The organism is Micromonospora sp. II (genome assembly GCF_001709195.1).
In the GTDB taxonomy this organism is placed as follows: Bacteria; Actinomycetota; Actinomycetes; order Mycobacteriales; family Micromonosporaceae; genus Micromonospora; species Micromonospora chalcea.
Genome location: NZ_LYXF01000078.1, coordinates 101,672 through 128,470, shown reverse-complemented (window position 1 = coordinate 128,470; position 26,799 = coordinate 101,672). Strand labels below are relative to the sequence as shown.

Sequence of the window (26,799 nt, the reverse complement as noted above, 5' to 3'; positions counted from 1 at the left end):
CGGTCACCGGGGCGGGGGCAGCTCCCGGCGGTTGAGCTGCTCCCGCAACCCGTCCGGCAACAGCTCGCGCAGCTGGTCCGGCAGCAGCGGCAGGTCCAGCAGGCTCAACTTGAGCTGGTTGCGCTCCTGGTAGCGGCGCGGGTCGAGGCGGACCACCCGGCCGGCGTCCTTGACGTACCGGATGTGCACCGAGCCCTCGGTCGCCGCCTGCCGGATCAGCAGCCCGTCCATCTCCACCGCCACCGGCGCCGAGTCCGCGCGCAGCTCCAGGTGCACCGTCTCGTGCGCGGAGAGCAGCACCGAGCGGGAGATCCCGGCCATCGGCGCCGACGGCGTCACCACCATTGCCTCCGTGGCCGGTGAGATCAACGGGCCGCCGGCGGCGTAGCTGTACGCGGTCGAGCCGGTCGGCGTGCTCACCACCAACGCGTCGCAGCGGTAGTAGCCGTACCGCTGGCCGTCCACCGCCAGCGTGGCCGTGACGAACCCGGCGCCGGGCTGCCGGACCAGGGCGATGTCGTTGAACGCCACCACGTCGTCGCCGCAGACGTCGCAGGCCAGGCAGGCGTGCGACTCGACGGTGAAGTCGTGCTCCACCAGCCGCTCCAGCGCCCGGGGCAGGTCCGGCGGCTCCACCTCGACCAGGAAGCCGACCCGGCCCAGGTGGACGCCGAGCACCGGCTTCGGGTCGCGTACGGCCATCCGCAGCGCGCCCAGCATGGTGCCGTCGCCGCCGATGCTGATCAGCGCGGCGCAGCGGTCGGCCAGCTCGTCTGCGGCGACCGCCTCCACCGCGGCCGGCACGCGCGTACGGTCCTCGGCGCGTACGGCGAGGGTGATCCGGTGCCGGGCCGCCCAGTCCACGATGATCCGCACCACCTCGGAGACGTCCCGGGTGGGGTGCAGCACCAGCCCCAGCACATCTCCCGCCACCGGTACAGCTCATCACAGCGGCGCGCGGCGGCGGGCCCACCCGCGGGCGCGAAGCCGGGGAAACGCCCCCGAACAGGTGATTTCCGTACCCCCGGGTGGGTCCGGTTCGTTGGAAGCGAGGTAGGGCGGGGGAACGAGTGGAGAGTCGATGCATGTCGTGATCATGGCGGGCGGCGCGGGAGTACGGCTGCGTCCCTACACCTCCACCCTGCCCAAGCCGCTCGTGCCCATCGGCGAGAGCTACGCGATCCTCGAGATCGTCCTGCGGCAGCTCGCCGATCGCGGCTTCACCCACGTCACCCTGGCGATCAACCACCTGGGCGCGTTGATCCGGGCCTTCGTCGGCGACGGCTCCCGGTTCGGCCTGGCCGTCGACTACGTCGAGGAGGACCGGCCGCTGTCGACCATCGGCCCGCTCTTCGGCATCCGGCACCGGCTGCCCGAGCACTTCCTGGTGATGAACGGCGACGTGCTCACCGACCTCGACTACGCCGACCTCCTGGCCACCCACGCGCGGTCGGGCGCGCCGCTGACGGTGGCCACCTACCGGCGTACCGTCAAGATCGACTTCGGGGTTCTTGAACTGGCCGGCGACAAGATCACATCTTTCTCCGAGAAGCCGGTCCTGCACTACCGGGTGAGCATGGGCGTCTACGGACTCTCCCGCAGCACCATCGCCCGCTACCCGGTCGGGCAGCCGTTCGGGTTCGACCAGTTGGTGCTCGACCTGCTGGGGCGGGGCGAACCACCGGCCGGCTACGAGTTCGACGGCTACTGGCTGGACATCGGCCGCCCCGAGGACTACGACGAGGCCAACCGGTGCTTCGCCGAGGTCCGGGACCTGCTCCTGCCCGCCGGCACCCCGGCCGGGGCATGATGCGCGTACTCCTCTTCGGCGCCTCCGGCTTCATCGGCGCGCACGTACGACGGGAGCTGGCCGCCACGGCGGACCTCACGTGCCCGTCGCGCGACGAGTGCGACCTGGTCACCGCGGCGCCGGAGACGCTGCGTGCGCTGCTCGACACGGTCCGGCCGGATGCGGTGGTCAACTGTGCCGGCGCGGTGAGCGGCACCGCCGAGGACCTCGTCCGGGCCAACACGCTGGTGACCGCCAAGCTGGTCGACGCCGTCGCCGTCGCCGCGCCCCGCGCCCGCCTGGTCCGCCTCGGCTCCGCCGCCGAGTACGGTCCCGTTCCGTTCGGCGCTGCGGCCGCCGAGGACCTGCCAGCGGCGCCGGTCAGTGCCTACGGCGTGAGTCAGGCCGCGGCGACCCGCCTCACGGAGCTGTCGGCCGCAGCCGGCCGGGTGGACGCGGTAGTGCTCCGGGTGTTCAACCCCGTCGGTCCCGGCATGCCCCGCACGACGCTGCTCGGCCGGGTGGCGGCGCTGCTGTCGCGCCTCGCGCCCGGCGAGGACCTGCGCACCGGCCCGCTGGACGCGTACCGGGACTTCGTGGACGTGCGGGACGTGGCCGCCGCGGTCGGGCGGGCGGTGACCGTCACGGCGCCGCGAGCCCGTGTCCTCAACGTGGCGAGCGGCCGGGCGGTGCCCGTGCGCGACGCCGTCCACCTGCTGGTCACGGCGGCCGGCCGGCCGGTCCGCGTCCGGGAGGACCATGCGCCGTCCCCCCGCTCCGCCGACGTGGGCTGGATGCGCGCCGACGTCGGCCGGGCCGCCTCGGTCCTGGGGTGGACGCCCGAACACGACCTGTACGACTCGGTCGGCGCGCTGTGGAGCCAGGCGGCTCCGGCGGCTGCGCCGGCTCGTTGAGCCGACCCGGTACCGGTACGGCCGGACCGGTGAAGAGGAGGAGCGAATCATGACCGCACAGTCGTCCGACGGGCCGGTGGTGGTGACCGGAGCCGGTGGCTTCATCGGCTCCCACCTGGTGGAGGCCCTCGTCGCCGCGGGCCACCCGGTACGCGCCCTCGTGCGCTACAACGGCGCCGGATCGCACGGCTGGCTGGACACCTTCGGCCCGGACCAGTTGGCCGGCGTCGAGGTCGTCGCGGGGGACATCCGCGACCGGGGGATGGTGCAGCGGCTTGTCGACGGCGCCTCCACCGTCTATCACCTGGCCGCGCTGGGTGGCATCCCGTACTCGTATCTCGCGCCGCAGTCCTACGTGGACACCAACATCACCGGCACGCTCAACGTGCTGGAGAGCGCGCGGACGGCCGGTGTCGGCCGGGTCGTGGTCACCTCCACGAGCGAGGTGTACGGGACGGCCACCACGGTCCCGATGACCGAGCAGCACCGGTTGCGCGGGCAGTCGCCGTACTCCGCCTCCAAGATCGGCGCGGACAAGCTGGCCGAGAGCTACCACCTCAGTTTCGGCCTGCCGGTGGTCACGCTGCGGCCGTTCAACACGTACGGCCCCCGGCAGTCCACCCGGGCGGTCATCCCCACCATCATCAGCCAGCTGGCGAAGGAGGACGGGGTGATCCGGCTGGGCGCGCTGCGTACCACCCGGGACCTCCTCTACGTGACGGACACCGTGGCCGCGTTCCAGGCCGTCGGCACGGCACCCGACGACGCTGTGGTGGGCGGCGTGTTCCAGGCCGCGACGGGCCGGGAGACCTCGGTCGGCGACCTGGTCCGCAAGATCGCCGCGATGTTCGGCGCCCAGCCGGAGGTGGTGGTCACCGAGTCCCGGCTCCGCCCGGCGGAGTCCGAGGTGGAACGCCTACTCGGCGACGCCGGCCTGCTCCGGTCGCGGACCGGGTGGCAGCCCGTCACGAGCATCGACGAGGGGCTGAAGGCGACAGTCGAGTGGTTCCTCGATCCGGCCAATCTCGCGCGTTACCGCTCCGACCGGGCGGTGTGACGGGTTCCAAGCTCGGTGCCGCAGGAGGCTCGAACGTGATGGTGATGCAGGACAGCCGCCGGTCGTCGGCGATCGGCACGGTCCGCGGCCCCGGTGGGCCCGCCGGACCGGAGACACCGGTACGGCGCACGGGTGGTGTCGTCTCGACGGTGCTGCGCGCCACCGCCGTGGTGCTGGTGCTCAACTTCGACCAGTTCCCGCGCATGGTCGGCCGCGGGTTCCTGATCGCCGCGGTGGTGCTCGCGGTCCCGTTGCTCCTGCACGAGCTGCTCCGTCCGGCCTCGCGGTCCCGGACAGTGATCTTCTGGACCCTCGTGGTCTTCGGCGTCCTCGCCTTGCCGGGAATCCTGCACCCGCCGGAGACGGACTACGGCCGGCAGAAGTTCCTGCTGCTCATGACGCTGACCGTGTTCGCCACGGCGGCGGTGGCGGTGCTGCGCGGGCGGCGTGACGTCGAGATGTTCGCCGCCGTCTTCGTCCTGTCGGGGGTGGTGCTCGCGATCGCCACGCTCAACGGTGATCCGCAGGACGGCCGGGCCGACGGCTTCGGCTCCAACCCGATCTGGCTGGCCCGGGCAATCGGCGGTGCGCTCGTCGCTCTCACCTGGCTCTATCTGCGCAAACGGGTGGCGGCGTGGTGGGCGGCGGGCCTGGCGGTGCTGCTCGGCCTCGGTCTTCTGGCGACCGGCTCCCGGGGACCGCTGCTGGCCACTGTGGTGGCCCTCTTCGTCCTGGTGCTGGCCGGGTTCCGCCTGAAGATCCGGCGGGGCCGGCGTGAGTGGGTAGGTCTGGGCCTGATGGGCGGCCTGGTGCTCGCCGTCATCGCCCTGCCGTCGCTGCTGCCGCCCCGGGTGTACGCGCTCCTGGTCGATCCGAGCGATGAGATGTTCGGCACCGCCCGAGCGGAGATGCGGGAGGTCAGCGTGCCGATGATCGCCGAGAATCCGGGCGGCGTCGGCTACGGCAACTGGGGCGACTACTCCGGCATGCTCGTGCACAACTATCCGCACAACCTGTGGCTGGAACTGCCGGCCGAGGCGGGCTGGCTGGTGGGCGGGGCCTTCATCCTGGCCACCGTGGTCGTCGCGGCGGGGCTCTGGCGCGCGACCAGGCGTGATCCGGTGGCTGGGTTCGTCCTGGCCGTGCTGGCCTTCAACGTGGTGGCGGTGTCGACGTCCGGGGACGTGAACGCCGGTCGTCCGCTCTTCGCCGCGTTGGCCCTCGGCGTGCTCGTGCTGGCCGGGGCGACACTGCCCGCCGGGGTACGGGCTCGCGCCGGGCGGACGCGGCCGGTCGACCGCCCGGGGGTCGCTGGGTGAGGTGGCGGGCGCGGCTCGCCATGTCGAGCGGGCGGCGCGGAGTGCTCGGCATCGCCGCCGGGTCGGCCGGCGGTCAACTGCTGGCGCTGGCCGCGGTCCCGTTGCTCGCGAGGCTCTACCGCCCGGCTGACTTCGGCGTGCTCGCCGTGGTCGCCGCGCTCGTGCTCACAGTGGGCACGGTGGCCGCGCTCCGGTTCGAGATGGCCGTTCCGCTTCCCGAGCGGGAGGAGGACGCACGCGCGCTGGTGCGGCTCGGCCTCGTCGCGGCCGCCGGCACGGCGATCCTGGCATCGGCGGTCGTCCTGCTGGCGGGGGACCGGGCGGCGCTCTGGTTCGGTCAGCCCGAACTGGCCCGCTGGCTCTGGGTGGTGCCGCCCTCCGCCGCCGCGATGGGTGTCGTCCTCGTGCTGAACCAGTTCGCGGTGCGGCACCGTCGTTACGGCGCGATCGGCCGGCGCAACCTCTTCCAGTCCGTGGCGGTGGTGGTCACCCAGATCGTGGCCGGAGTGGCGGGACTTCGCCCCGGTGGCCTGGCGCTCGGCTTCGGGTTCGGTCAGGTCGCGGCCGCCGCGGTCCTGCTCCGGGACGCCCGTCGGCGCGGCGCGACCGCCCGGGCCGGCCGGCGGCCGCCACGCCTGCTGGCGGTCGCACGCCGGTACCGGCGGTTCCCGTTCCTCCTGGCCCCGTCCGGTCTGCTCAACGTCCTCGGCACGCAGTTGCCGGTGCTGCTCATCGCCTACTGGTACGGCTCGGCGGTGGCCGGCTGGCTGGGACTGACCCAGCGGGTGCTCGCCATGCCCGCCGCGCTCGTGGCGTCCGCGGTGGCCCAGGTCTACCTGGGGGAGATCGCCCGGATCGCCAGGGAGCAGCCCCGGAGCGGCCGGCGCGCGTTTCTGCGCGCCAGCCGGAGGCTGGCGCTGGTCGCCGGTCCCGGCGCGCTCCTCGTGGTGGTCGGCGCGCCCGCGGCCTTCAGCCTGGTCTTCGGCGCGCAGTGGCACAGCAGCGGCGCCTATGCCCAGGCCCTGGCCGTCTTCATGGCGGCGCAACTCGTGGTCTCTCCGCTGTCGCAGACGCTTGTCGTGTTCGAACGACAGGGTCTTCAGCTCGCCTGGGACGCGGGCCGCGTCGCGCTGGTGGCGGGAGCCGTGTCCGTGGTGGCTCTGGTCGGCGGGTCACCGCTGACCGCGGTGTGGGCGTTCGGGGTGTCCGGCGCGCTGGCGTACGGCGTCGGGTGGCTGATGTCGCTGCGGGTCGTGACGGCGGCCGGCCGGGACCGCGGTCGTCCCCGCCCCGCGCCGCAACTCGTGTCGCAGGGGTGAGGCGTTCGACGCCTTTCGTCATTTCTTGTCCGGGAAGAAATCGTTTATCCCTGCATGACGAACGACCTGCATCCGGAGCCGGCACCGCGCCTGCTGATCGTCTCGTACCACTTCCCACCGGCGGAGACCGTCGGCGCCCGTCGTCCCGCGGCCCTCGCGGCGTTCGCGGCACGACAGGGGTGGGACGTCCGGGTACTGACAGCGGTCGGGGCGAACCAGGGCACGGTTCCCGTCCCGGTGCCCGAGGAGCACCTGATCCGGGTCGCGCCGTCACCACGGCTGCCACGGCCCGGCCGAGGCGGGGGCGGCGCGGTGACCGGCGGCGGAACAGCGTCGCCATCCCGGCTCCGGCGGATCCGCGCCGGCGCCGATCGCCTCCTGGTGAAGGTCGGCATGGAGCTGTTGCTGCCGGACCCGCAGCTCAACTGGATCCGTCCACCGGCGCGCACCTTCGACCGGGCCGCCGCGGGCTGGCGCCCGGACGTCATCCTGGCCTCCGGCCCGCCCTTCTCCGGGTTCGTGGTGGCCGCGACGCTCGCCCGGCGGTTCCGGGCGCCCTGGGTCGCGGACTACCGGGATCTGTGGTCGGTCGGCAACGACCACTGGGTCCGGACAGCGCTACGCCGAGCGGTCGACAAGAGGCTGGAGCGGCGAGTGCTGCGGACGGTCGCGGCGTGCGTGACGGTCTCGGAGCCGCTGGCCGACACGATCCACCACACGTTCGGGGTGCGGACGCATGTGGTGATGAACGGCATCGACCGTCGGCCGGTGCCGGCGGAGTCCGCCGCGACTCCCGCCGGCGTCGATGCGTCGGCGGCCACTCTGACGCTCGCACACACCGGTTACATCTATCCGGGCAGGCGTGACCCGGGCCCGCTCGTCGACGCGATCGCCCTGCTCGGCGCGGACGCCGCTCGGGTGCATGTGATCTTCGCGGGGGAGGACCACGGCATCACCCGCGCCGCCGCGGAGCGGGCCGGCGTGGCCGACTCCGTCACGCTGCTCGGCCCGGTCTCGCCGGAGAAGTCGTGGCGGATCCAGGCCGACGCGGACGCGCTGGTCCTGCTCATGTGGAACGATCCGCGGGACGCCGGCACGATGACCGGCAAGATCTTCGACTATCTCCAGGCCCGCCGCCCCGTCCTGCTGCTCGGTTACGAGAACGGCGTGGCCGCACGCCTGCTGCGCGAACGCGGCGCGGGCGTCGTGGCGAACGAACCGGCCGCGATCGCGTCCCAGTTGCGGGAGTGGCTGGCCGTGAAGGAGCGGACCGGGCGGGTACCGGCCGTGCCGGCCACCGCGCTGGACGGACTGTTCCGGGAGGATCAGCTCGGCCGCTACCTCGACATCCTCCGGGACGCCGCCGGACCGGGCGAGCCTGCTCGTCGTCCCGTCCGCTGACGTCCGGCGCCCCGCATCATCAGGCGCGGGGCACCGGACGTCAGCGCCGGGACGGAAGCGGGGCCGGTACCCGCCCGCCCACCCGGCCGGCGGCGGTCTCGGCGACGGTCCGGTAGAACGACGCCCGGCGGGCGTCCAGCGTCTCGGCGGAGAAGTCGCGGGCCCGGCGCAGGTTGCGGGCCGAGGCGTCCGCGAGCCGACGCGGGTCGGCCAGCATCGCGGTGACGGCGCCGGCCAGAGCGGCCGGGTCGTCGGGTGGAACCAGGCACTCCGGATCGAGCAACTCCGGGATGCCCCCGGCGGTCGAACCGATCGCCGGGAGCGCCCGGGCCATCGCCTCGATGAGCGCCCGGGGCAGGCCCTCGGTGCGGGACGGCATCACGAACAGGTCGGCCGCGTCCAGTTGGCGGCGGACCGCGTCGGCGTCGGGCAGCGGACCGGTGAACCTCACCCGGTCGGCCACTCCCGACCGGTCGGCCAACCGCTCCAGGTGGGGGCGGTAGGCGCCCACGCCGACATGCACGAGCCGAGCCCGGGGACCGTCGGCGGGCATCAGCGCCAACGCGGAGACGAGCGTGTCGATCCCCTTGTAGAGCTGTTCGAGCGAGCCGACGGAAACCACTGTCGCCTCGTCCGGGAGCCGCCGGACCGGCCGGGCCCGCGGCACGAACGCCGCCGGCGGCAGGTCGACGCTGGAGATGCCGGCCGTGGGCGTGGTCGGCAACGTGGGATACCGGCGTTGCAGGCGCCGTTCCGTCTCGTACGCCACCGCGGCGGCCTCGCGGCACTGCCCGCGCAGCGTCCGGGTGGACAGCGTGCGCAGCAGCGGCCGCAGCGGATGCCGGACGACTCCCGGGGCGAGCACGTCGTACGGATCGCCGATCACTTCGAGCGCGTACGGGAGCCGCGCCCGGCTACGCGCCCGGGCCAGCAGTGAGCCGATCGGTGACGGTACCCGGAGCACCACGGCGTCCGCTGGTTCCGCAGCGGCGCTCACCGCCGCGGCGATCGCCCGCCGCCCGAGCAGGTAACCCCGGGGCCCGACGTAGTACGGCAACGCCCACACCTCGACGCCGTCCCCGTCGACCCGGGCCGCGGCCTCCGGCCGTCGGTCGACGTCCCGGACCCGGGCGGCGACGCGCACCCGGTCGAAGGCGACCAGGTAGCGTCGCCAGATCGAGTTGTCCGGCCCGGCCTCGACCCACACCGCGCCGTCGGGAGTCCGGGTGAAGCGCGACTCGGACGTCACCACGACCCGCATCAGGATCTCCCACCGGTGCGGCAGACGGCCTCCACCACGTCGGCGACGTCGGCGGCCGCCACCTGGTTGTCGAAGTGCCGCAGGGCGAACTGCTGGGCCCGCTCACCGCGCAGGCGGAGCCGTCCGTCGGTGAACTCCCGGTGGGCCTGCTCCAGTCCGGCGACCAGCGCGGCCACGTCGTTGCGCGGCACCACCCAGCCGGTCGTCTCGTCGACCGTCTCGGGCAGACCGCCTGCGTCGCTGACGATGCTGGGCACCCCGGTGGCTCCCGCCTCACAGGTGGCGCCGTGTCCCTCGGACAGCGAGGGACTGACGCTCACGTCGGCGGCGCGGTAGCAGGCCCGGACGTCCGACACCGACGTCAACCACGTCACGCTCGGATCGCGATCGACCCCGAAACGCCCGATCAACTCGCGGCGATGCGCCTCGCCGGCCGCCGAGAAACCGGCGCCCACCAGGAGCAGCCGGGCGTCCGGGTGGGCGGCGCGGAACTCGCGCCACGCCGCCAGCAGCACGTCGTGTCCCTTGATGCCGCGGCCCTGGTGGACCAGCTTCCGGGGTGGATAGACGTAGGCGACCATGATGACGACGAACGCGTCCTCCTCGATGCCGAGTTCGGCGCGCGCCTTCGCCCGTACCTCCCGCCGGCCGGTCGAGCCCTCCAGATCGGCGAAGTGCGCGGTCCGGGCGCCGTAGGTGACGACCGGGCGCCGGGGCGCGGGACATCCGAGCGCGCCGTAGAGGCCGGAGGTGTGGCCGGTGCCGCAGATGGTGACGTGGTCGAGCCGCCACAACGCCCGCTCGACCAGCTTGATCAGCGGAGACTCCAGGTACAGCGGCCCGGCCACCATGTGCACCCGCCGCAGCGGCATGCGTAGGCTCGCGAAGCGGGCGGCGAGCGCTGACGCGTACAGGTGGTACTTCAGGACGTCCGGGCGGATCCGGCCGATCAGGCGGCGCAGCCGCCACAGGTCCCGCAGCGTCGACGGGCGCGGCCGGAAGCGGAAGTCGAACGGCGAGTCGTGCACCTCGACACCTCGCTGCCGCAGCTCCCCCGTGAGCCGCCCGGTCTCGCGCGGCAGGATCGCCACGACCTCGTGCCCGCGGCGGCGGAGTTCCTCCACCTGCGGGACGATCCAGAGTCCACCCTGGTCGGTCTTGAGCAGGACGGCGATCCGCAGCGGGCGCGTGCCCGCGCCGGCCGTCACCGGGCGTCCAGGAACTGCTCGACGGCGCCGATGACCCGCGCCAGGCGGCCGTCGTCCAGGACGGAGCCGCTGGGTAGCGTGAGGCCCTGGGCGAACAGGCGGTCCGAGGCGCCCGTCACGACCGATCGGCACCCGGCGAAAACCGGCTGCCGGTGCATCGGCTTCCACACGTGCCGGGTCTCGATGTCCCGCGCGGCCAGGTGGGCCCCGAGTTCCGCCGCCGCCCACCCGGTCCGTTCGGGGTCGACCACGATGCTGGTCAGCCAGCAGTTCGAGCCTTCGTCCCCGTCCCCGAGCAGGCGGACCCCGGGCACGCCGGAGAACAGCTTGGCGTACCGTTCGCGCACCAGGCGGCGCCGGCGCATCATCCCGTCCAGCCGGTGCAGCTGGGCGCGGCCGAGGGCGGCGAGCAGGTTGCTGAGCCGGTAGTTGTAACCCACGTCGACGTGCTCGTAGTGCGGGACGGGCTCGCGCGCCTGGGTGGCCAGGTGCCGGCAGCGGGCCAGCAACGCCTCGTCGTCGGAGAGCAGCATGCCCCCACCGGACGTTGTGATGATCTTGTTGCCGTTGAACGACAGCGCGCTGAGCCGCCCGAAGGAGGCGGCCGGACGCCCGCGGTAGGTCGCGCCGAGCGCCTGCGCGGCGTCCTCGACCACCGGCACGCCCGCCGCCTCGCACACCGGCAGCAACGCGTCGTAGTCGGCGCAGGTGCCGAACATGTCCGCGATCAATACCGCGGCGACCTTCTCGCCGGACCGGCGCAGCACGCCGAGCATCTCGGCGAGCGCTGCCACGTCCATGTTTCCGGTCGCCGGGTCGCAGTCGACGAAGACGGGCTCGGCACCGGTGTAGACCGCGGCGTTGGCGGTGGCCGCGAACGTCATCGTCGGCGCCACCACCACGCTTCCCGGCCCGGCCCCCAGGGCGAGCAGGGCGAGGTGCAGCGCGGACGTGCCGGAGTTCAGAGCCAGCGCGCCGGCCGTCCCGACGCGGTCCGCGACCTCCCGCTCGAACGCCTCCACCTCGGGGCCGAGCGGCGCGACCCAACCGGAGCGGATCGCGCGGAGCACGTAGGACTCCTCCAGGGGCCCGACATCGGGCGGGGAAAGGTAGATCCGGCCGGTCATCGAGCCTCCGTCCCCGCAGCGGGATCACGGTCGTGGCAGCGAAGGGTCACGGACGGTAAAACGGGACAACCGGCAAGGAGTGATGGCGTACGCCGTGTTCGTGCCGAAAAGCACACGATCGTGCCGCGCGACGCCGTCGAGCCGGGAACCGCTGAGCCCGGGAACGAGTAGAGTTCGGCGGCCCCGCCAGGAATCAACGATCCGGGAGTCCCGAGTGCTGCACCTGAGGGTGATCGCGCCGCGCGACCAGTCGTCGGCGGTCGTGGAGCTGCTGGCCGCCGACCCCGGCGTCACGCACCTCGTGGTGCTGCCCGGCGCCGCCCGCCAGCCCGCGGGTGACTACGTCACCTGCGACGTGGTCCGGGAGAGCGCCGACGGCGTACTGAGCCGGCTACAAGAACTCGGTGTCGAGGCGCGCGGGGCGATCGCCGCCGACGACGTCGAGCTGACCCTGTCCGAGGCGGCCGACCGGGCCGCCGAGGAAGCCCCCGGCCACGGGGAGGACGCCGTGGTGTGGGACGAGATCGCCGCGAAGACCGGCGAGCAGACGGTGCTCACCGGCACGTTCCTCGCCCTGATCGTGGTGGCCACCATGATCGCCGGGATCGGCGTGCTGCTGGACCAGCCCATCCTGATCGTCGGCGCGATGGTGGTCGGCCCCGAGTTCGGTCCGCTCGCCGCGCTCTGCGTGGCGTTGCTGCGGCGTCAGCCGCGCGTGGTCGGTCACTCGGTCAAGGCGCTGACGGTCGGTTTCCTCGTCGCCATGGCGGCCACCGCGCTGAGCACCTGGGCGCTCACCGCGGCCGGCCTGGTCGACCGGGACATGCTGCTGGCGGAACGGCCGATGACCGACTTCATCTGGCGTCCGGACGCGTTGTCCTGGGTGGTGGGCCTGCTCGCCGGCGTGGCCGGCATGCTGTCGCTGACCTCGAAGAAGTCCGGCTCGCTCGTGGGTGTGCTGATCTCGGTGACCACAGTGCCGGCGGCGGCGAACGTGGCCGTCGCGTCCGCGTACGGCGTGTGGCACGAGGCCGCCGGCTCCGCCCTCCAACTGGTGATCAACCTGGCCGCGATCGTGCTCGCCGGGCTGCTCACGCTCGTGGTCCAGCTGTGCTGGTGGCGGCACGTCGCCCGGCGGGCCGCGCACGCGGTGCCCCGGCAGCGGGCAGACCGGCGTCCGGCCCCGGTCAGCGCCAGTCGTCGCCCGCGTCGAGACGACGGCTGAGCAGGGTCGCCAGCGGCACCGACTCGCCGTCCCGGCCGCCCCGGCCGACCACCAGCGGCGGCGGACTGGGCGGCGGGTCCGCCCCGAGCAGCCGCGCCCGCAGGCCCGGCGGCACGGTGAGCAGGTAGAAACGCCCGTCGGTGTCCACCGCGCGGCTGTGCGCCCGGTCCACGTACCAGCCGGTGATCCGCGTGCGGTAGCGACCGCGCCCGTCGTGCCCGGTCGCGGTCAGCCGGCCGGCGCGCAGCCCGCGCCGCAGCGCCTCGGCGGCGAACCGGGCCACCAGCTCCGCGGCCTCCGCCTGCTCGGCCTCGCGTTCGCGGGCGGCGGCCTCCGCGTGCGCCCGCACCGCGTGGCGTCGCCGCTCCCGCCACCGCTCGTCGTCCTCACCGCCCACGACCGCGAGGGTACGCGGAACCGGCCCCGCCCGGCGCACAGGCCGTCGGGCCCGGCGCGCGCACCGCCGAGGCTGCGGCGATCAAGGGGTTTGTGTCAGTCGAACGCCCTGAACAGGCCACGAACTCCTTGGTCAACAACGCGCCTGGTGAGTGGTGTTCGCGGCTCCGGCAGGCGTGACCCGTCCCTTTCCCGGCGCGCTGCCCGGTGTGATCAACTCCAGCTCGCCGAAGTGGTGGTGTCGCGGAGCCTCTGATGCCACCACCTCGGCGAGATTGTGTTGATCAAGGGTGTGATGCCGGTGCCTCGGCCCGTCCCCGCGGCCGTCGCCCTGCCGGGGCGCCTGACCGCGACACGGGCCGGCGCGTCGCTGTTCCCCGGCGGGGCTGCCGGGCTGAGGCGTTCGTGACCTCGGCCCGGCAGCGGGACGTGTCAGGCCAGGCCGGCGCGGCGCAGCGCCTCCGCCATGGCGTCGTTGACCGGGGCGCCGCCACCGCGCCCGGGCCGCTGCTGCTGGCCACCGCGCGACGTGCCGCCCTGTCCGCCACCGCGTTGCCCGCCGCCGCCCGAGCCGCCGCGTTGGCCGCCTCCGCTCTGCCCGCCGCCCGAGCCGCCGCGCTGGCCGCCCTGCTGGCCACCACCGCGCTGCCCGTTCTGCTGGCCGCCGATGCGTCCCTGGCCGCCGCCGCGTGGCCCGCCGCCCTGACCGCCCCGGTCCCGTCGGCCGTCGCCGCCCGCCGGGCGCCCGCCGCCGGCTGGCGCCTCGTCGTCCAGCCGCAGCGTCAGCGAGATCCGCTTGCGCGGCACGTCCACGTCGAGCACCCGGACCTTCACCACGTCGCCGGACTTCACCACGTCGCGCGGGTCCTTGACGAACGTGTGCGACATGGCCGAGACGTGCACCAGCCCGTCCTGGTGCACGCCCACGTCGACGAACGCGCCGAACGCGGCCACGTTCGTCACCACGCCCTCCAGCACCATGCCGGGCGTCAGGTCGCTGATCTTCTCCACGCCCTCGACGAACGTCGCGGTACGGAACTCCGGACGCGGGTCACGACCCGGCTTCTCCAGCTCGGCGAGGATGTCGGTGACGGTGGGCAGGCCGAACGTGTCGTCGACGAAGTCGGTCGCGCGCAGGCCGCGCAGGATGGCCGACTTGCCGATCAGCGCGCGCAGGTCCTGCCCGGTGGAGGAGAGGATGCGACGCACCACCGGGTACGCCTCGGGGTGCACGCTGGAGGAGTCCAGCGGGTCGTCACCGCCGGGGATGCGCAGGAAGCCCGCGCACTGCTCGAACGCCTTCGGCCCGAGCCGGGGCACCTTCTTCAGCTCCGCCCGGGTGCGGAACGGCCCGTTGGCGTCGCGGTGCAGCACGATGTTCTCGGCCAGCCCGGCGCCGATGCCGGACACCCGGGTGAGCAGCGGCGCGGAGGCGGTGTTGACGTCCACGCCGACCGCGTTGACGCAGTCCTCGACCACCGCGTCGAGCGAGCGGGACAGCTTCACCTCGGACAGGTCGTGCTGGTACTGCCCGACGCCGATCGACCGCGGGTCGATCTTCACCAGCTCGGCCAGCGGGTCCTGGAGACGGCGGGCGATCGACACCGCGCCGCGCAGCGAGACGTCCAGGCCGGGCAGCTCCTGCGAGGCGTACGCGGAGGCGGAGTAGACCGACGCGCCCGCCTCGGAGACCACCACCTTGGTCAGCTTCAGCTCCGGGTGCTGCTTGATCAGGTCGGCGGCGAGCTTGTCGGTCTCCCGGCTGGCGGTGCCGTTGCCGATCGCGACCAGCTCGACGCCGTGCGCGGCGGCGAGCGTGGCGAGCGTGTGCAGCGAGGCGTCCCACTGCCGGCGCGGCTCGTGCGGGTAGATCGTGTCGGCGGCGACCACCTTGCCGGTGGCGTCGACGACCGCCACCTTCACACCGGTGCGCAGGCCCGGGTCCAGACCCATGGTGGGACGCGCGCCGGCCGGCGCCGCCAGCAGCAGGTCACGCAGGTTGGTGGCGAAGACCCGCACGGCCTCCTCCTCGGCCGCCTGCCACAGCCGCATCCGCAGGTCCGCGCCGAGGTGGATGAGGATCCGGGTACGCCAGGCCCAGCGCACCGTGTCGGCCAGCCACTTGTCGGCGGGCCGTCCCTGGTCGCTGACGCCGAAGCGTCCCGCCACGGCGGCCTCGTACCGGCTGGGGCCCGGGTTCACGTCGGCGTCCCCGTCGGCCTCCGGATCCATGGTCAGCTCCAGCACGCCCTCCTTCTCGCCCCGGAACATGGCGAGGATGCGGTGCGAGGGCAGCTTCGGGTACGGCTCGGCGAAGTCGAAGTAGTCGGCGAACTTCGCCCCGGCGGTTTCCTGACCCTCGCGTACCCGGGAGACCAGCCGGCCCCGCGACCACATCTGCTCGCGCAGCGTGCCGATCAGGTCGGCGTCCTCGGCGAAGCGCTCGATCAGGATGGCCCGCGCGCCGTCCAGCGCGGCGGCGGCGTCCGCGACGCCCTTGTCCGGGTCGGCGAACCCGGCGGCGACCGCCTTCGGGTCCTGCGCCGGGTCGGCGAGCAGCGTGTCCGCGAGCGGCTCCAGCCCGGCCTCGCGGGCGATCTGCGCGCGGGTGCGCCGCTTCGGCTTGTAGGGCAGGTAGATGTCCTCCAGGCGCGACTTCGAGTCGGCGGCGAGGATCTGCGCCTCCAGCGCCTCGTCAAGCTTGCCCTGGCTGCGGATCGACTCCAGCACCGCCGCGCGCCGCTCGTCCAGCTCGCGCAGGTAGCGCAGGCGCTCCTCCAGTGTGCGCAGCTGCGCGTCGTCGAGCAGGCCGGTGGCCTCCTTGCGGTAGCGGGCGATGAACGGCACTGTGGCGCCGCCGTCGAGCAGCTCGACTGCTGCCCGCACCTGACGTTCGGCGACGCCGAGTTCCTCGGCGATCCGCTGGTGCACTGACTGGGTCACGATCTGATCCGCCTTCTCGGGTGGGTTCCCGTGCATTCTGCCGTCCCGGTGCGACGCCGGCGTCCGCGCCCGTCCGCGTCCGGCGGAGGATCCCTAACAGTCAGAAATATTCACGTTATGTACGTCTATTCCACGCATGATGAAACGAGGGTGGCAAAAGCGACAAGAGGTTGCTGGGATGGGAGGCACAATCCCGACCTTGGAGGTCCCATGAGGATCCGCCTGTCCTGGCGCGCGCCGGTGGCCGCGGTGCTCGCCCTCGGCCTGGCGGGAACGCCGGTGACCGGCGCGGCGGCGGCCCTCCCCGAGCGGAGCGCGACSCTCAGCGCGTACGCCCGGGACGGCTACCTGCCGCGCCTGCTGCCCGGCTCGGTCTCACCGACCTCGCGGCAGATGACAGTCCCGCGGACCGACCCGCTGGCGCACGACGCCTCCGGGGTGCGGCTCTTCAACTGGCAGGGCGTCCTCTACGACCACCCGGTGGTCCAGGCCGACTGGGGGCTGGACAACCTCAACGCCTACCAGGTCACCGGTGACCGCTTCTTCCTGGACCGGGCGATCGCGCAGGCCCGGCGGAACCTGGACCGCAAGGTGGAGTCCCGCGGGGCGTGGTGGTACTCGTACCCCTTCGACCTGCCCCGGTGCACCGGGCTGGTGCTCCAGGCGCCCTGGTACAGCGCCATGGCGCAGGGGGAGCTGCTCAGCCTGTTCGTCCGGCTGTACGAGGTGACCGGCGACGCCACGTGGCGTACGGCGGCGGACCGCACGTTCCTCAGCCTCACGCTCGAACCGCAGCTCGGCGTGCCCTGGGTCAGCTGGACCGACGCGGACGGCTACCTGTGGCTGGAGGAATACCCGGACAGCCCGGGGGTGCGCGGGGAACGGGTCCTCAACGGCATGATCTACGCGTTCTACGGCGTGTACGACTACTGGCGGATCACCCGGGACAGCCGGGCGGTGAGCCTGATGGACGGGACGGCCACGACGGTGCGGCGGTACGTGCCGGCCATATTGCGCGTCCCGCAGTGGGCCAGCCGGTACTCGGTCGGCTGCGCGCGTTCCTACCCGAGCTACCACCAGGTGCACACCCAGCAGATGCTCTCGCTGCACCAGCTGACCCATGCCGGCGTGTTCGCCGCGTACGCCGACGTGCTGCGCGCCGACTATCCGTACCCACCGGTCGACGGCATCGTGTGGTTCGGTCCCGGCTCCCACGTCGCCTACCAGTTCGATGCGGCCGGCCGGATCGTCGCGCAGAAGTCGATCAATCTGATCCGCTTCTCCACCGCCACCGCCGACCAGCGCGTCCGGGTGACCGGCCGGGGCGTCTACTACCGCATGGCCAACGGCGTGTTCGCCGGCATGTTCGTCGCGGAGGACGCCGCGAACCGGTGGCTCGCCGGGAAGTTCGTCCAGCACACGTACGCGCCCACCCGGTTGCTGACCGTGGAGCCCGGCACCTACACCGGCTACGCCTACGACAGCAGGTGGCAGGTGGTCGGGTCCAAGACCGTCACCTTCCCGCGCACCTCGGGCGCGCCGATGGGGGCCAGTGCCTGGGTGAACGGCCGCCTGAGCTACCAGGTCACCGCCGGCACCTACCTGGGCTACTGGCTGCCGGCGGCCCCCGGGCTGGTGCTGGGGGACGCGCCCCCGCTGCCCTAGCCACAGGTCGCGGCGCGCCGGGCGAGTCGCTGCGCTAGCGTGGCGATCATGGAGGCACCTGCGGATCCGCGGGCCCGGCGGCTCTTCGGGGGCAGCGCCCGGGCGCTCGGCGACCTGGCGGCCGGCCCGTTCCGGGCCGACCGGGACCGGATCGTCGGCTCGCCGTTCTTCGCCCGGCTGAACGGCGTCACCCAGGTGATCAGTCCCGGCGGGTCGGGGCTGCTGGTGCACAACCGGCTCACCCACAGCCTCAAGGTCGCCCAGGTGGCCCGGGCGATCGCCGAGCGGCTCATGGCCGACCCGGCGTACCGGGACCTGCTGGACAAGCTCGGCGGCTGCGACCCGGAGGTGGTGGAGGCCGCCGCGCTCGCGCACGACCTCGGCCACCCGCCGTTCGGGCACCTGGGGGAGCGGGTGCTGGACCGGCTGGCCCGGCAGCGGCTCGGGCTGGCCGACGGCTTCGAGGGCAACGCCCAGTCGTACCGGATCGTCACCAGCACCGAGATCCGCGGCGCGGCGACCACCGGGCTGGACCTGACCGCGGCGGTCCGGGCCGCCATGCTGAAGTACCCGTGGACCCGGCTGGACCATCCCGACCCGCACCCCCGGCACCTCGACCCGGCGCCCCGCGGCGCGGCGGCCCCGCCGGAGGACCCGGAGAGCGGGTCGGTGAAGTTCGGCGCGTACCGCACCGAGCTGGACGACCTGCGTCAGGCGCGGGAGCCGTTCGCCGGCCGCATCCCGGACTGGCAGCAGACGCCCGAGGCGTCGGTGATGGACACCGCCGACGACATCGCGTACGCGATCCACGACGTGGAGGACTTCTACCGCGTCGGCGTGCTCCAGCAGGGCGCGGTGGCGGCCGAGCTGATGGCCTGGCAGCGCGAGTGCGGGCACCTGCGGTCGATCACCGCGTCCGCGCTGGAGGCGGCGGGCCGGCGCCCCGGCGCGGCGATCGAGCGGCTGCGCCGGCAACTGCACCGCAAGGACGGCTGGATCGCCGACGACGAGGCGTTCGCCGCCGCAGTCGAACACGTCCGCGAGGAGCTGGTGGAGGGGCTGCTGGCGCTGCCGTTCGACGGCTCGATCGAGGCGGAGCAGTACGTCGCCCGGTTCTCCGCGCGCTGGTCCACCCGCTTCGTGGACGCCATCACGGTGACCCCGGAGCCGCACGTCCGATCCGGGTACGTGCTGCTGGCCAAGGCGCAGTGGCACGAGGTGCAGGTGCTCAAGTTCGTGCACCACCGGTTCGTGCTGGCCCGCCCGGACCTGGCGCTGCACCAGCGCGGCCAGGCCCGGCTGCTGGGCACGCTGGTGGAGGCGCTCTGGGAGTGGCTGCTGGACCCGGACGAGGAGTCCCGGCTGCCGCGACGGCTGCACGACCTGGTGGAGCTGGCCGAGGCGGAGCTGCACCCGCGTACCCCGGACCGGATCGGCCGGGCCCGGGGCCGGGCGATCGTCGACTTCGTCGCGCAGCTCACCGACGGTCAGGCGGTGGCCATGCTGGACGCGCTGTCGGGCCGTTCCGGCGCGCTCTGGACCGACGCCTTCGTGCTCTGAGGACCGCTCAGCGGGCCGGTACTCCCTTGACCACGATCTCCGGCGGCACGTCGCGTACCACGCACGCGCCGGCGCCGACCGTCGCGCCGGCGCCGACCCGCAGGCCGGGGAGCACCACCGCTCCCGCTCCGATCAGCGCGGCGGTGTCGAGGCGGCAATCGCCCGACACGGCCGCGAGCGGGTGCAGGGAGACGTAGTCGCCGACCACGCAGTCGTGCGCGAGTGTGGCGTTCTGGTTGACGTGCAGGTGCCGCCCGGCGGTGACGTTGGTGGTGATCCGGCCACCGGCGAACACCACGAGGCCCTCGGCCGACACCAGGTCCGGGCCGACGGTGGCGTCCGGGTGGACGAGACTCGCCGCCGGCCTGCCGTACGTGTCGACCCGCGCGCCCACCTTCTGCCGGACACGTGGGTCGCCCAGGCCGAGGACGACGTGGGTCTGCGGTGGTAGTTGCCCGAGCGCCGCCACGGTCCCCAGGTACGGCGCGCCACACGACTCGGCGCGTTTGCGGTTCCGCTCGGACGGGTTGTCGTCGACGAAGCCGGCCAGCCGCCACGGCGGTCGAGCGGCGGACTCGTTGACCGCCGCCACGATCTGGGCGATCTCCCGGCCGTGGCCGCCGCACCCGACGACGACGAGGTCGAGGGTCACCGGGACCCGCTTCCCGCGGTCGCCGCCACCGGATCCTCCGCGGCGGTGCCACGGAACTCGTGCGCGGTGGCGGCGCCGGGCGCGCTGATGCCCTGCCGCCGCAGCACCGCGACTGCGGTCCGGGCCAGGATGCGGGCGTCCAGCCGCAGGCTCCAGTGCTCCACGTAGCGCAGGTCGTAGGCGAAACGCTCCGCCCAGCCCAGTTCGTTGCGGCCGTTGACCTGCGCGAGCCCGGTGAGGCCGGGCCGGACGTCGTGCCGGCGGAACTGCTCCGGCGTGTAGAGGTCGCGGTAGCTGGTCGGGAACGGGCGCGGGCCGACCAGGCTCATGTCGCCGCGCAGGATGTTCCAGAGGCTGGGCAGCTCGTCCAGGCTGGTGGCCCGCAGCCAACGCCCCAGGGGCGTCAGCCGTGCCTGGTCGTCGCCGGGGGAGAAGCCGTCGCCGCCGCCCGCCATGGACCGGAACTTCAGGATGGTGAACTCCCCGCCGTACCGGCCGATGCGCCGCTGGCGGAAGAGGACCGGGCGGCCCATGCCGAGCAGCACCGCGACCGCCACCGCGGCCAGGATCGGTGCCGTCACCAGCAGGGCGGTCGCCGAGACGACGACGTCGACACCCCGTTTGACGGTGGCGGCGACGCCTGCCTGCGGTGTGGGTGTGCGGGGCTCTTCCACGCCTGGGGATAGGCGAACCTGCATGCTGTCCTCCGGCCGCTGACTCGTCAGCGAACAGAGTACGCAAATATGCGCAGAAGATTGCCTTGTCCGAATTTTTCGGCGTGGCTCAGGCGACCGACTGCCACCAGCCGTCCACCGCCGGCGGCTCGTCCACCACCACCCGCTCACCGGGGCGCGGCACTGCGAGCCGCACGTCGCGCGCCTTCGCCTCGGCCCAGAGCCGGTCCACCGGCTCGGACCAGTCGTGCAGGGCCAGGTTGAACGTGCCCCAGTGCACCGGCACCAGCAGTCCGCCGCGTACGTCGAGGTGGGCGGCGACCGCCTCCTCCGGGAACATGTGGATGTGCGGCCACGCCCTGTCGTACGCGCCGATCTGCATCAGCGTCACGTCGAACGGGCCGTGCTCGGCGCCGATCGCGGCGTATCCGTCGAAGTAGCCGGAGTCGCCGGTGTAGAAGACCTTCCGGTGCGTACCGGTGATCGTCCAGGAGCTCCACAGCGTGCCGTCGCGGCGCAGTCCGCGGCCGGAGAAGTGCTGCGCGGCGGTGGCGGTGAGCGTCAGCCCGCCGGCGCGGTGGCTCTCCGACCAGTCCAGCTCGACGATGCGGTGCTCGGGTACGCCCCAGCGGGCCAGGTGGGCGCCGACGCCGAGCGGCACCACGAACGGCGCGGACTGGAGATCGGCCAGCGTGCGGACGGTGTCCATGTCGAGGTGGTCGTAGTGGTCGTGTGAGATCAGCACCGCGTCGAGCGGGGGCAGGTCGGTGAGGCGGACCGGCGGCTCGTGGATGCGCCGCGGGCCGACCAGCCCGGACGGGGAGCACCTGTCGCTCCACACCGGGTCGAGCAGCACCCGGTGTCCCTCGATCTCGACGAGCGTGGAGGCGTGGCCGTACCAGACGACGTTCAGCTCGCGGGCCGGGTCGGCGGCGGGCGCGGCGCCGGGGCGCACCAGCGGCACCGGGCTGCCCGGCCGCCGCTTCTGCTTGCCGAAGACCAGCTCCCGGAGCAGGTTGCGGCCCGGGTCGGCGACCATGGTGGCGCTGGCGCCGGCCGGGTTGTGGAAGGTGCCGTCGCGGAAGCGCGGTGACCGGGCCGCCCGTTCCGCCCGGGCGCCGGTGAGCCGTCCGCCGAGCTGCGCCGGTACGTCCCGTGCCGCCCAGGCCAGCCCGGCGACGGCGGCCAGCCCGGCGAGCTTCCACACCCGCCCGCCGCGCGTCCGGTCCGGCTCCTGCCCCGTTGCTTCCCGCATATTCGTCCCTCCGCCGTGTCCCGCCGTACACGGTAACCACAGTCGTCCCGGTCCGCCCGCACGCCGGCCACCCACGCCACGGTCAGGGCAGCCGGCGGCGTACCGCGGACGCCACAGTCGCCGCGCGTCCGCCCACGGCCCGGACCACCTGGGACACCTCCGGCAGCCACCCGCCGCGGACCGCCTCACCGGCCGGGTTCGGCGTGAACACGATGCCCCGGTGGGCGGCGATCGGCTGCCGGGTCAGCCCGGCCCGGCGCATCAGCGGTCCGACCAGCGCGTCGTACACCCCGGGCAGGGCGGTGAAGCCGAAGCGCATGATCACGTTGAGCCGCCCCACCGACACCTCCCGGCGCGGCCGGTCGAGGCAGTGCGCGATGGCCCGCGCCACCCGCTCGGGCGAGGCGATCGGCGGCGGCGGACGGCCGACCCGGCCGAGGTAGTTGGCCGCCTGCCGGTAGACGGGTGTGTCCACGCTGCCCGGGTTGACCAGGCAGATCGCGACGCCCGGCGTCTCCCGTGCCTCCTGCTGGAGCGTGCGGGCCAGCCCTTGCAGGCCCCACTTGGCGGCCACGTAGCCGCTCATGTAGGGCGCGGTGATGTGTCCGAGCACCGAGCCGGTGAGCACGAGCGTGCCGCCGCCGGCCCGGAACCGGAGCAGCGCCTCCCGGGCCACCGCCGCGGCGGCCAGCAGGTCGGTGCGGACCACCTGCTCGAACACCTCGGCCGGCGTCTCGTCGAAACGGCCGTAGGCCATCACCGCGGCGGTGTGCACCCAGGCGTCGACGCGGCCGTACTCGGCCTGCGCCGCGTCGGCCAGCGCGGCCACCGCGCCGGGCTCGGTCACGTCCATCGGTACGGCGATCGCCCGCGCGCCCGCGGCCCGGCACTCGTCGCGCACCTCGTCGAGCGTGGCGGGGGAGCGGGCCGCGAGGACCAGCCGGTCCCCGCGGCCCGCCAGCTCCAGGGCGGTCGCCCGGCCGATCCCGCTGGTCGCGCCGGTGACGACCACCGTCCGGGTCACGGCGCGAGCACGACCTTGACGCAGCCGTCCTCCTTCTTCTGGAACATCTCGTACGCCCGCGGCGCGTCGGTCAGCGGCAGCCGGTGGGTCCGCAGGTCCTCGACGCCCAGCGGGTCGTCGTCGCGCTCCAGCAGCGGGATGATCTCGTCGACCCAGCGGCGTACGTGGCACTGGCCCATGCGCAGCTGGATGCCCCTGTCGAACATCTCCATCAGCGGCATCGGGTCCTGCTCGCCGCCGTACACGCCGGAGATCGACACGGTGCCGCCGCGCCGTACCGCCTTGAGCGCGGCGTGCAGCACCACGAGCCGGTCCACGCCGGCCTTGTCCGTCATCGCCTGGGCCAGCTTGTCCGGCAGCAGCCCGGCGGCGGTCTGGGCCATCTTGCCCAGCGGCGCGCCGTGCGCCTCCATGCCGACCGCGTCGATCACCGCGTCCGGGCCGCGCCCGTCGACCAGGTCGATGAGCGTGCCGGGCACGTCGTCGAGCTGGCTGACGTCGAGCACCTCGATGCCGTGCCGGCGGGCCATCTCCAGCCGCTCGGGGACCAGGTCCAGCCCGATCACCCGGCCCGCGCCGAGGTGGCGGCCGATCCGGGCGCTGAACTGCCCGACCGGGCCGAGCCCGAACACGGCGAGCGTGCCGCCGGGCGGGACGTCCGCGTACTTCACCGCCTGCCAGGCGGTTGGCAGGATGTCGGAGAGGTAGAGCCAGCGCTCGTCCGGGCCGGTGTCCGGGATCGTGATCGGGCCGAACTGGGCCTGCGGCACGCGCAGGTACTCGGCCTGGCCGCCGGGGATCGAGCCGTACAGCGAGGTGTAGCCGAACAGGGACGCGCCCTTGCCCTGGCTCTTGACCTGCGTGGTCTCGCACTGGGCGTAGAGCTGCCGCTCGCACATCCAGCACGAGCCGCAGGAGATGTTGAACGGGACGACCACCCGGTCGCCCTTCTTGAGCCGGGTCACCCCGGGCCCGACCTCCTCGACGATGCCCATCGGCTCGTGCCCGAGGACGTCGCCGGGCTTCAGGTACGGCCCGAGCACCTCGTACAGGTGCAGGTCGGAACCGCAGATGGCGGTCGAGGTGATCCGGACGATCGCGTCGGTCGGCTCCTCGATCCGGGGGTCCGGGACGTCCTCGACGCGAACGTCCCGCTTGCCGTGCCAGGTCAGTGCCTTCATGCCTGTATGTCCCCTCTCCGGTGCCGTCCATCGGACTGCTACCCGCGAGAGGCGGCTTGAATCGGCGGCGGCCCCCGTACGAGCGCGACCGCCGCACCCCTGGATGCGGGTGCGGCGGTCGCGTGGGTCGTGCCGTGTCCGGTCAGGAGCCGGCGCGCTTGGCGGTCGCCTTCAGGTAGTCCCGGTTGAGCCGGCCGATGGTGTTCAGCGGGATGCCCTTCGGGCAGGCCGCCGCGCACTCGCCGATGTTCGTGCAGCCGCCGAAGCCGGCCTCGTCGTGCGCGTCCACCATGCCGATCACCCGGGTGTAGCGCTCCGGCTGGCCCTGCGGCAGCAGCGAGAGCTGGGTGATCTTCGCGGCGGTGAACAGCATGCCGGAGCCGTTCGGGCAGGCCGCCACGCAGGCGCCGCAGCCGATGCAGGCGGCCGACTCGAACGCGGCGTCGGCGTCGGCCTTCGGCACCGGCACCGAGTGCGCCTCCGGTGCGCTGCCGGTCGGCGCGGTGACGTAGCCGCCGGCGGCGATGATCTGGTCGAACGCGTTGCGGTTGACCACCAGGTCCTTGACGACCGGGAAGGCCCGGGCCCGCCACGGCTCGATGTCGATCGTGTCGCCGTCGGAGAACTGCCGCATGTGCAGCTGGCAGGCGGTGGTGCCGCGCTGCGGGCCGTGCGCCTCACCGTTGATCATGAGGCTGCACATGCCGCAGATGCCCTCGCGGCAGTCGTGGTCGAACGCGACCGGCTCCTCGCCGTCGAGGATCAGCCGCTCGTTGAGCACGTCGAGCATCTCCAGGAAGGACATGTCCGGCGACACGTCCTGCACCGGGTAGGTCACCATCCGACCCTTGTCCTCGGGGCCGTGCTGGCGCCAGATGCGCAGGGTCAGGTTCACTTGTAGCTCCGCTGCGTGGGGTGGACGTATTCGAAGGTCAGGTCTTCCTTGTGCAGCACGGGCTCACCGGTGCCGGTGTACTCCCAGGCCGCCACGTACGCGAACCGGTCGTCGTCGCGCTGCGCCTCGCCGTCGGGCGTCTGGTGCTCGGCCCGGAAGTGACCGCCGCAGGACTCCTCGCGGTGCAGCGCGTCGATGCACATCAGCTCGGCCAGCTCGAAGAAGTCGGCCACCCGGCCGGCCTTCTCCAGCGACTGGTTGAGCCCCTCGCCGTCGCCCGGCACGCGCACCCGCTGCCAGAACTGCTCGCGCAGCGCGCGGATCTCGTCGATCGCCTTGCGCAGCCCGGCCTCGGAGCGCTCCATGCCGCAGTGCTCCCACATGATCTGGCCCAGCTCACGGTGGAACGAGTCCACGGTGCGGTCGCCGTTGATCGCGAGCAGCCGCTTGATCCGGTCCTCGACGTCGGTACGCGCCGCGACCGCCTCGGGGTGGCTCGCGTCGACCTTGTCCAGCGGGCCGGAGGAGGCCAGGTAGTTGGCGAGCGTGTTCGGCAGCACGAAGTAGCCGTCCGCGAGGCCCTGCATCAGCGCCGAGGCGCCGAGCCGGTTCGCGCCGTGGTCGGAGAAGTTGGCCTCACCGATCACGAACAGGCCGGGGATGCTCGACTGCAGGTCGTAGTCGACCCAGAGGCCACCCATCGTGTAGTGCACGGCGGGGTAGATCCGCATCGGGACCTCGTACGGGTCCTCGCCGGTGATCCGCTCGTACATCTCGAAGAGGTTGCCGTACTTGGCCTCGATGGCCTTGCGGCCGAGCCGGTTGATCGCGTCGGCGAAGTCGAGGTAGACGCCGAGGCCGGTCGGGCCGACGCCGCGTCCCTCGTCACAGACGTTCTTCGCGGCGCGGGAGGCGATGTCGCGGGGGACCAGGTTGCCGAAGGACGGGTAGATCCGCTCCAGGTAGTAGTCCCGCTCGTCCTCGGGGATCTCCCGCGGGCTGCGCTGGTCGCCCTTGGCCTTGGGCACCCACACCCGGCCGTCGTTGCGCAGCGACTCGCTCATCAGGGTCAGCTTCGACTGGTGGTCGCCGGAGACCGGGATGCAGGTCGGGTGGATCTGCGTGTAGCAGGGGTTGGCGAAGTACGCGCCCTTGCGGTGCGCCCGCCAGGAGGCGGTGACGTTGCAGCCCTTGGCGTTCGTGGAGAGGTAGAAGACGTTGCCGTAGCCGCCGGTGGCGAGCACCACCGCGTCGGCCATCTCGGTGCTGATCTCGCCGGTGACCATGTCGCGGACCACGATGCCGCGCGCCCGGCCGTCGACGATCACCAGTTCGAGCATCTCGTGGCGGGCGTTCATCTCCACGTTGCCCAGGCCGATTTGCCGCTCCAGCGCCTGGTACGCGCCGAGCAGCAGCTGCTGGCCCGTCTGGCCCCGGGCGTAGAAGGTGCGCTGCACCTGCGCGCCGCCGAAGGAGCGGGTGTCCAGCAGGCCGCCGTACTCGCGGGCGAACGGCACGCCCTGCGCCACGCACTGGTCGATGATGTTGACCGACACCTCGGCCAGCCGGTGCACGTTCGACTCGCGGGAGCGGAAGTCGCCGCCCTTGACCGTGTCGTAGAAGAGGCGGTGCACCGAGTCGCCGTCGTTGCGGTAGTTCTTGGCGGCGTTGATGCCGCCCTGCGCGGCGATCGAGTGGGCCCGGCGCGGGCTGTCCTGGTAGCAGTAGGACCGCACCTGGTAGCCCTGCTCGGCCAGCGTGGCGGCGGCGGAACCGCCGGCCAGGCCGGTGCCGACCACGATCACCGTCATCTTGCGGCGGTTGGCCGGGTTGACCAGCTTCATCTCGAAGCGGTGGCGCTCCCACCGCGTCTCGATCGGGCCGTCCGGGGCCCGGGTGTCGGCGATCGGGTCGCCTTCGCGGTACAGATCCAT

The 26,799-nt window shown here is 73.3% G+C and carries 22 protein-coding genes; 9 read left to right on the top strand and 13 right to left on the bottom strand.

The genetic code is table 11. From position 1 onward, the window contains the following. Positions 1–3: 3 nt before the first annotated feature. Positions 4–933, bottom strand: coding sequence for an NAD(+)/NADH kinase (locus A8711_RS29025; RefSeq protein WP_043325094.1), 930 nt, complete (start codon positions 931–933; stop codon positions 4–6). Positions 934–1,081: 148 nt separating this feature from the next. On the opposite strand from A8711_RS29025, the gene A8711_RS29020 reads away from it, so the two are divergent. Genes A8711_RS29020 through A8711_RS28995 form a run of 6 tightly spaced genes read left to right on the top strand, consistent with a single transcriptional unit; the run spans position 1,082 to position 7,799 of the window. Beyond that, positions 1,082–1,810 (top strand): sugar phosphate nucleotidyltransferase, encoded by a 729-nt coding sequence (locus tag A8711_RS29020; protein WP_069089945.1) that lies wholly within the window; start codon positions 1,082–1,084, stop codon positions 1,808–1,810. After that, positions 1,807–2,703 carry an NAD(P)-dependent oxidoreductase gene (locus tag A8711_RS29015; RefSeq protein WP_083297125.1) on the top strand — a complete coding sequence of 299 codons (897 nt, stop codon included), beginning with the start codon at positions 1,807–1,809 and terminating at the stop codon, positions 2,701–2,703. The genes A8711_RS29020 and A8711_RS29015 overlap by 4 nt, the downstream gene beginning before the upstream one ends. Before the next feature lie 49 nt (positions 2,704–2,752). Continuing rightward, on the top strand, positions 2,753–3,760 hold the full coding sequence (locus A8711_RS29010) for an SDR family NAD(P)-dependent oxidoreductase (RefSeq protein WP_069089944.1): 1,008 nt from the start codon (positions 2,753–2,755) through the stop codon (positions 3,758–3,760). Positions 3,761–3,798: 38 nt separating this feature from the next. Continuing rightward, on the top strand, positions 3,799–5,079 hold the full coding sequence (locus tag A8711_RS29005) for an O-antigen ligase (RefSeq protein WP_069089943.1): 1,281 nt from the start codon (positions 3,799–3,801) through the stop codon (positions 5,077–5,079). Next, positions 5,076–6,398 (top strand): oligosaccharide flippase family protein, encoded by a 1,323-nt coding sequence (locus A8711_RS29000; protein ID WP_083297124.1) that lies wholly within the window; start codon positions 5,076–5,078, stop codon positions 6,396–6,398. Before A8711_RS29005 ends, A8711_RS29000 begins: the two co-directional genes overlap by 4 nt. A 54-nt stretch (positions 6,399–6,452) precedes the next feature. Beyond that, positions 6,453–7,799 (top strand): glycosyltransferase, encoded by a 1,347-nt coding sequence (locus A8711_RS28995; protein WP_069089941.1) that lies wholly within the window; start codon positions 6,453–6,455, stop codon positions 7,797–7,799. A gap of 40 nt (positions 7,800–7,839) precedes the next feature. Here the strand turns inward: A8711_RS28995 and A8711_RS28990 are convergent, their stop codons facing one another. Genes A8711_RS28990 through A8711_RS28980 form a run of 3 tightly spaced genes read right to left on the bottom strand, consistent with a single transcriptional unit; the run spans position 7,840 to position 11,395 of the window. After that, the gene (locus A8711_RS28990) at positions 7,840–9,060 is read right to left on the bottom strand and encodes a glycosyltransferase (protein WP_069089940.1); all 1,221 of its coding nucleotides are present in this window, start codon (positions 9,058–9,060) and stop codon (positions 7,840–7,842) included. Beyond that, positions 9,060–10,268, bottom strand: a complete 1,209-nt coding sequence (locus tag A8711_RS28985) for a glycosyltransferase family 4 protein (RefSeq protein ID WP_069089939.1) — start codon at positions 10,266–10,268, stop codon at positions 9,060–9,062. Before A8711_RS28985 ends, A8711_RS28990 begins: the two co-directional genes overlap by 1 nt. Next, entirely contained in the window at positions 10,265–11,395 is a 1,131-nt protein-coding gene (locus tag A8711_RS28980) for a DegT/DnrJ/EryC1/StrS aminotransferase family protein (RefSeq protein ID WP_069089938.1), read from the bottom strand. The genes A8711_RS28985 and A8711_RS28980 overlap by 4 nt, the downstream gene beginning before the upstream one ends. A 214-nt stretch (positions 11,396–11,609) precedes the next feature. Here A8711_RS28980 and A8711_RS28975 point away from each other — a divergent pair, with 214 nt between their 5' ends. After that, entirely contained in the window at positions 11,610–12,620 is a 1,011-nt protein-coding gene (locus A8711_RS28975) for a DUF389 domain-containing protein (RefSeq protein ID WP_069089937.1), read from the top strand. Here A8711_RS28975 and A8711_RS28970 read toward each other — a convergent pair. Both A8711_RS28970 and A8711_RS28965 read right to left on the bottom strand, forming a co-directional pair. Then, positions 12,583–13,017 (bottom strand): hypothetical protein, encoded by a 435-nt coding sequence (locus A8711_RS28970; RefSeq protein ID WP_043325086.1) that lies wholly within the window; start codon positions 13,015–13,017, stop codon positions 12,583–12,585. The two genes, A8711_RS28975 and A8711_RS28970, sit on opposite strands and share 38 nt — an antisense overlap. A gap of 431 nt (positions 13,018–13,448) precedes the next feature. Continuing rightward, positions 13,449–15,959 (bottom strand): Tex family protein, encoded by a 2,511-nt coding sequence (locus tag A8711_RS28965; RefSeq protein WP_064447547.1) that lies wholly within the window; start codon positions 15,957–15,959, stop codon positions 13,449–13,451. Positions 15,960–16,169: 210 nt separating this feature from the next. On the opposite strand from A8711_RS28965, the gene A8711_RS28960 reads away from it, so the two are divergent. Together A8711_RS28960 and A8711_RS28955 are read left to right on the top strand one after the other, a co-directional pair. After that, positions 16,170–17,624: a D-glucuronyl C5-epimerase family protein gene (locus tag A8711_RS28960; protein WP_069089936.1), complete on the top strand. Its 1,455-nt coding sequence runs from the start codon at positions 16,170–16,172 to the stop codon at positions 17,622–17,624. Positions 17,625–17,672: 48 nt separating this feature from the next. Next, positions 17,673–19,184: a deoxyguanosinetriphosphate triphosphohydrolase family protein gene (locus tag A8711_RS28955; RefSeq protein ID WP_064447548.1), complete on the top strand. Its 1,512-nt coding sequence runs from the start codon at positions 17,673–17,675 to the stop codon at positions 19,182–19,184. Positions 19,185–19,191: 7 nt separating this feature from the next. Here A8711_RS28955 and A8711_RS28950 read toward each other — a convergent pair whose 3' ends face one another. The 7 genes from A8711_RS28950 to A8711_RS28920 form a co-directional block, all read right to left on the bottom strand. Then, positions 19,192–19,836 (bottom strand): NeuD/PglB/VioB family sugar acetyltransferase, encoded by a 645-nt coding sequence (locus A8711_RS28950; protein WP_064447495.1) that lies wholly within the window; start codon positions 19,834–19,836, stop codon positions 19,192–19,194. Continuing rightward, positions 19,833–20,510: a sugar transferase gene (locus A8711_RS28945; RefSeq protein WP_064447496.1), complete on the bottom strand. Its 678-nt coding sequence runs from the start codon at positions 20,508–20,510 to the stop codon at positions 19,833–19,835. Before A8711_RS28945 ends, A8711_RS28950 begins: the two co-directional genes overlap by 4 nt. Before the next feature lie 109 nt (positions 20,511–20,619). Then, positions 20,620–21,765 (bottom strand): MBL fold metallo-hydrolase, encoded by a 1,146-nt coding sequence (locus A8711_RS28940; protein ID WP_069089935.1) that lies wholly within the window; start codon positions 21,763–21,765, stop codon positions 20,620–20,622. Between the two features lie 82 nt (positions 21,766–21,847). Beyond that, positions 21,848–22,789: an SDR family NAD(P)-dependent oxidoreductase gene (locus A8711_RS28935; RefSeq protein ID WP_069089934.1), complete on the bottom strand. Its 942-nt coding sequence runs from the start codon at positions 22,787–22,789 to the stop codon at positions 21,848–21,850. Continuing rightward, on the bottom strand, positions 22,786–23,970 hold the full coding sequence (locus A8711_RS28930) for a zinc-dependent alcohol dehydrogenase (protein WP_043325082.1): 1,185 nt from the start codon (positions 23,968–23,970) through the stop codon (positions 22,786–22,788). The genes A8711_RS28935 and A8711_RS28930 overlap by 4 nt, the downstream gene beginning before the upstream one ends. Before the next feature lie 142 nt (positions 23,971–24,112). Then, a complete protein-coding gene (locus tag A8711_RS28925; protein WP_030499798.1) occupies positions 24,113–24,865 on the bottom strand; it encodes a succinate dehydrogenase/fumarate reductase iron-sulfur subunit in 753 nt (250 codons plus the stop codon). Next, entirely contained in the window at positions 24,862–26,799 is a 1,938-nt protein-coding gene (locus tag A8711_RS28920) for a fumarate reductase/succinate dehydrogenase flavoprotein subunit (RefSeq protein WP_043325081.1), read from the bottom strand. The genes A8711_RS28925 and A8711_RS28920 overlap by 4 nt, the downstream gene beginning before the upstream one ends.

Excerpts from the sequence above, each read along its gene's own strand:
- A8711_RS28940 (WP_069089935.1), bottom strand. The coding sequence starts at position 21,765 with ATGCGGGAAGCAACGGGGCAGGAGCCGGACCGGACGCGCGGCGGGCGG.
- A8711_RS29015 (WP_083297125.1), top strand. The coding sequence starts at position 1,807 with ATGATGCGCGTACTCCTCTTCGGCGCCTCCGGCTTCATCGGCGCGCAC.
- A8711_RS28990 (WP_069089940.1), bottom strand. The coding sequence starts at position 9,060 with ATGCGGGTCGTGGTGACGTCCGAGTCGCGCTTCACCCGGACTCCCGAC.
- A8711_RS28930 (WP_043325082.1), bottom strand. The coding sequence starts at position 23,970 with ATGAAGGCACTGACCTGGCACGGCAAGCGGGACGTTCGCGTCGAGGAC.
- A8711_RS28980 (WP_069089938.1), bottom strand. The coding sequence starts at position 11,395 with ATGACCGGCCGGATCTACCTTTCCCCGCCCGATGTCGGGCCCCTGGAG.
- A8711_RS29010 (WP_069089944.1), top strand. The coding sequence starts at position 2,753 with ATGACCGCACAGTCGTCCGACGGGCCGGTGGTGGTGACCGGAGCCGGT.
- A8711_RS28920 (WP_043325081.1), bottom strand. The coding sequence starts at position 26,799 with ATGGATCTGTACCGCGAAGGCGACCCGATCGCCGACACCCGGGCCCCG.
- A8711_RS28955 (WP_064447548.1), top strand. The coding sequence starts at position 17,673 with ATGGAGGCACCTGCGGATCCGCGGGCCCGGCGGCTCTTCGGGGGCAGC.
- A8711_RS28995 (WP_069089941.1), top strand. The coding sequence starts at position 6,453 with ATGACGAACGACCTGCATCCGGAGCCGGCACCGCGCCTGCTGATCGTC.
- A8711_RS29005 (WP_069089943.1), top strand. The coding sequence starts at position 3,799 with ATGGTGATGCAGGACAGCCGCCGGTCGTCGGCGATCGGCACGGTCCGC.
- A8711_RS29020 (WP_069089945.1), top strand. The coding sequence starts at position 1,082 with ATGCATGTCGTGATCATGGCGGGCGGCGCGGGAGTACGGCTGCGTCCC.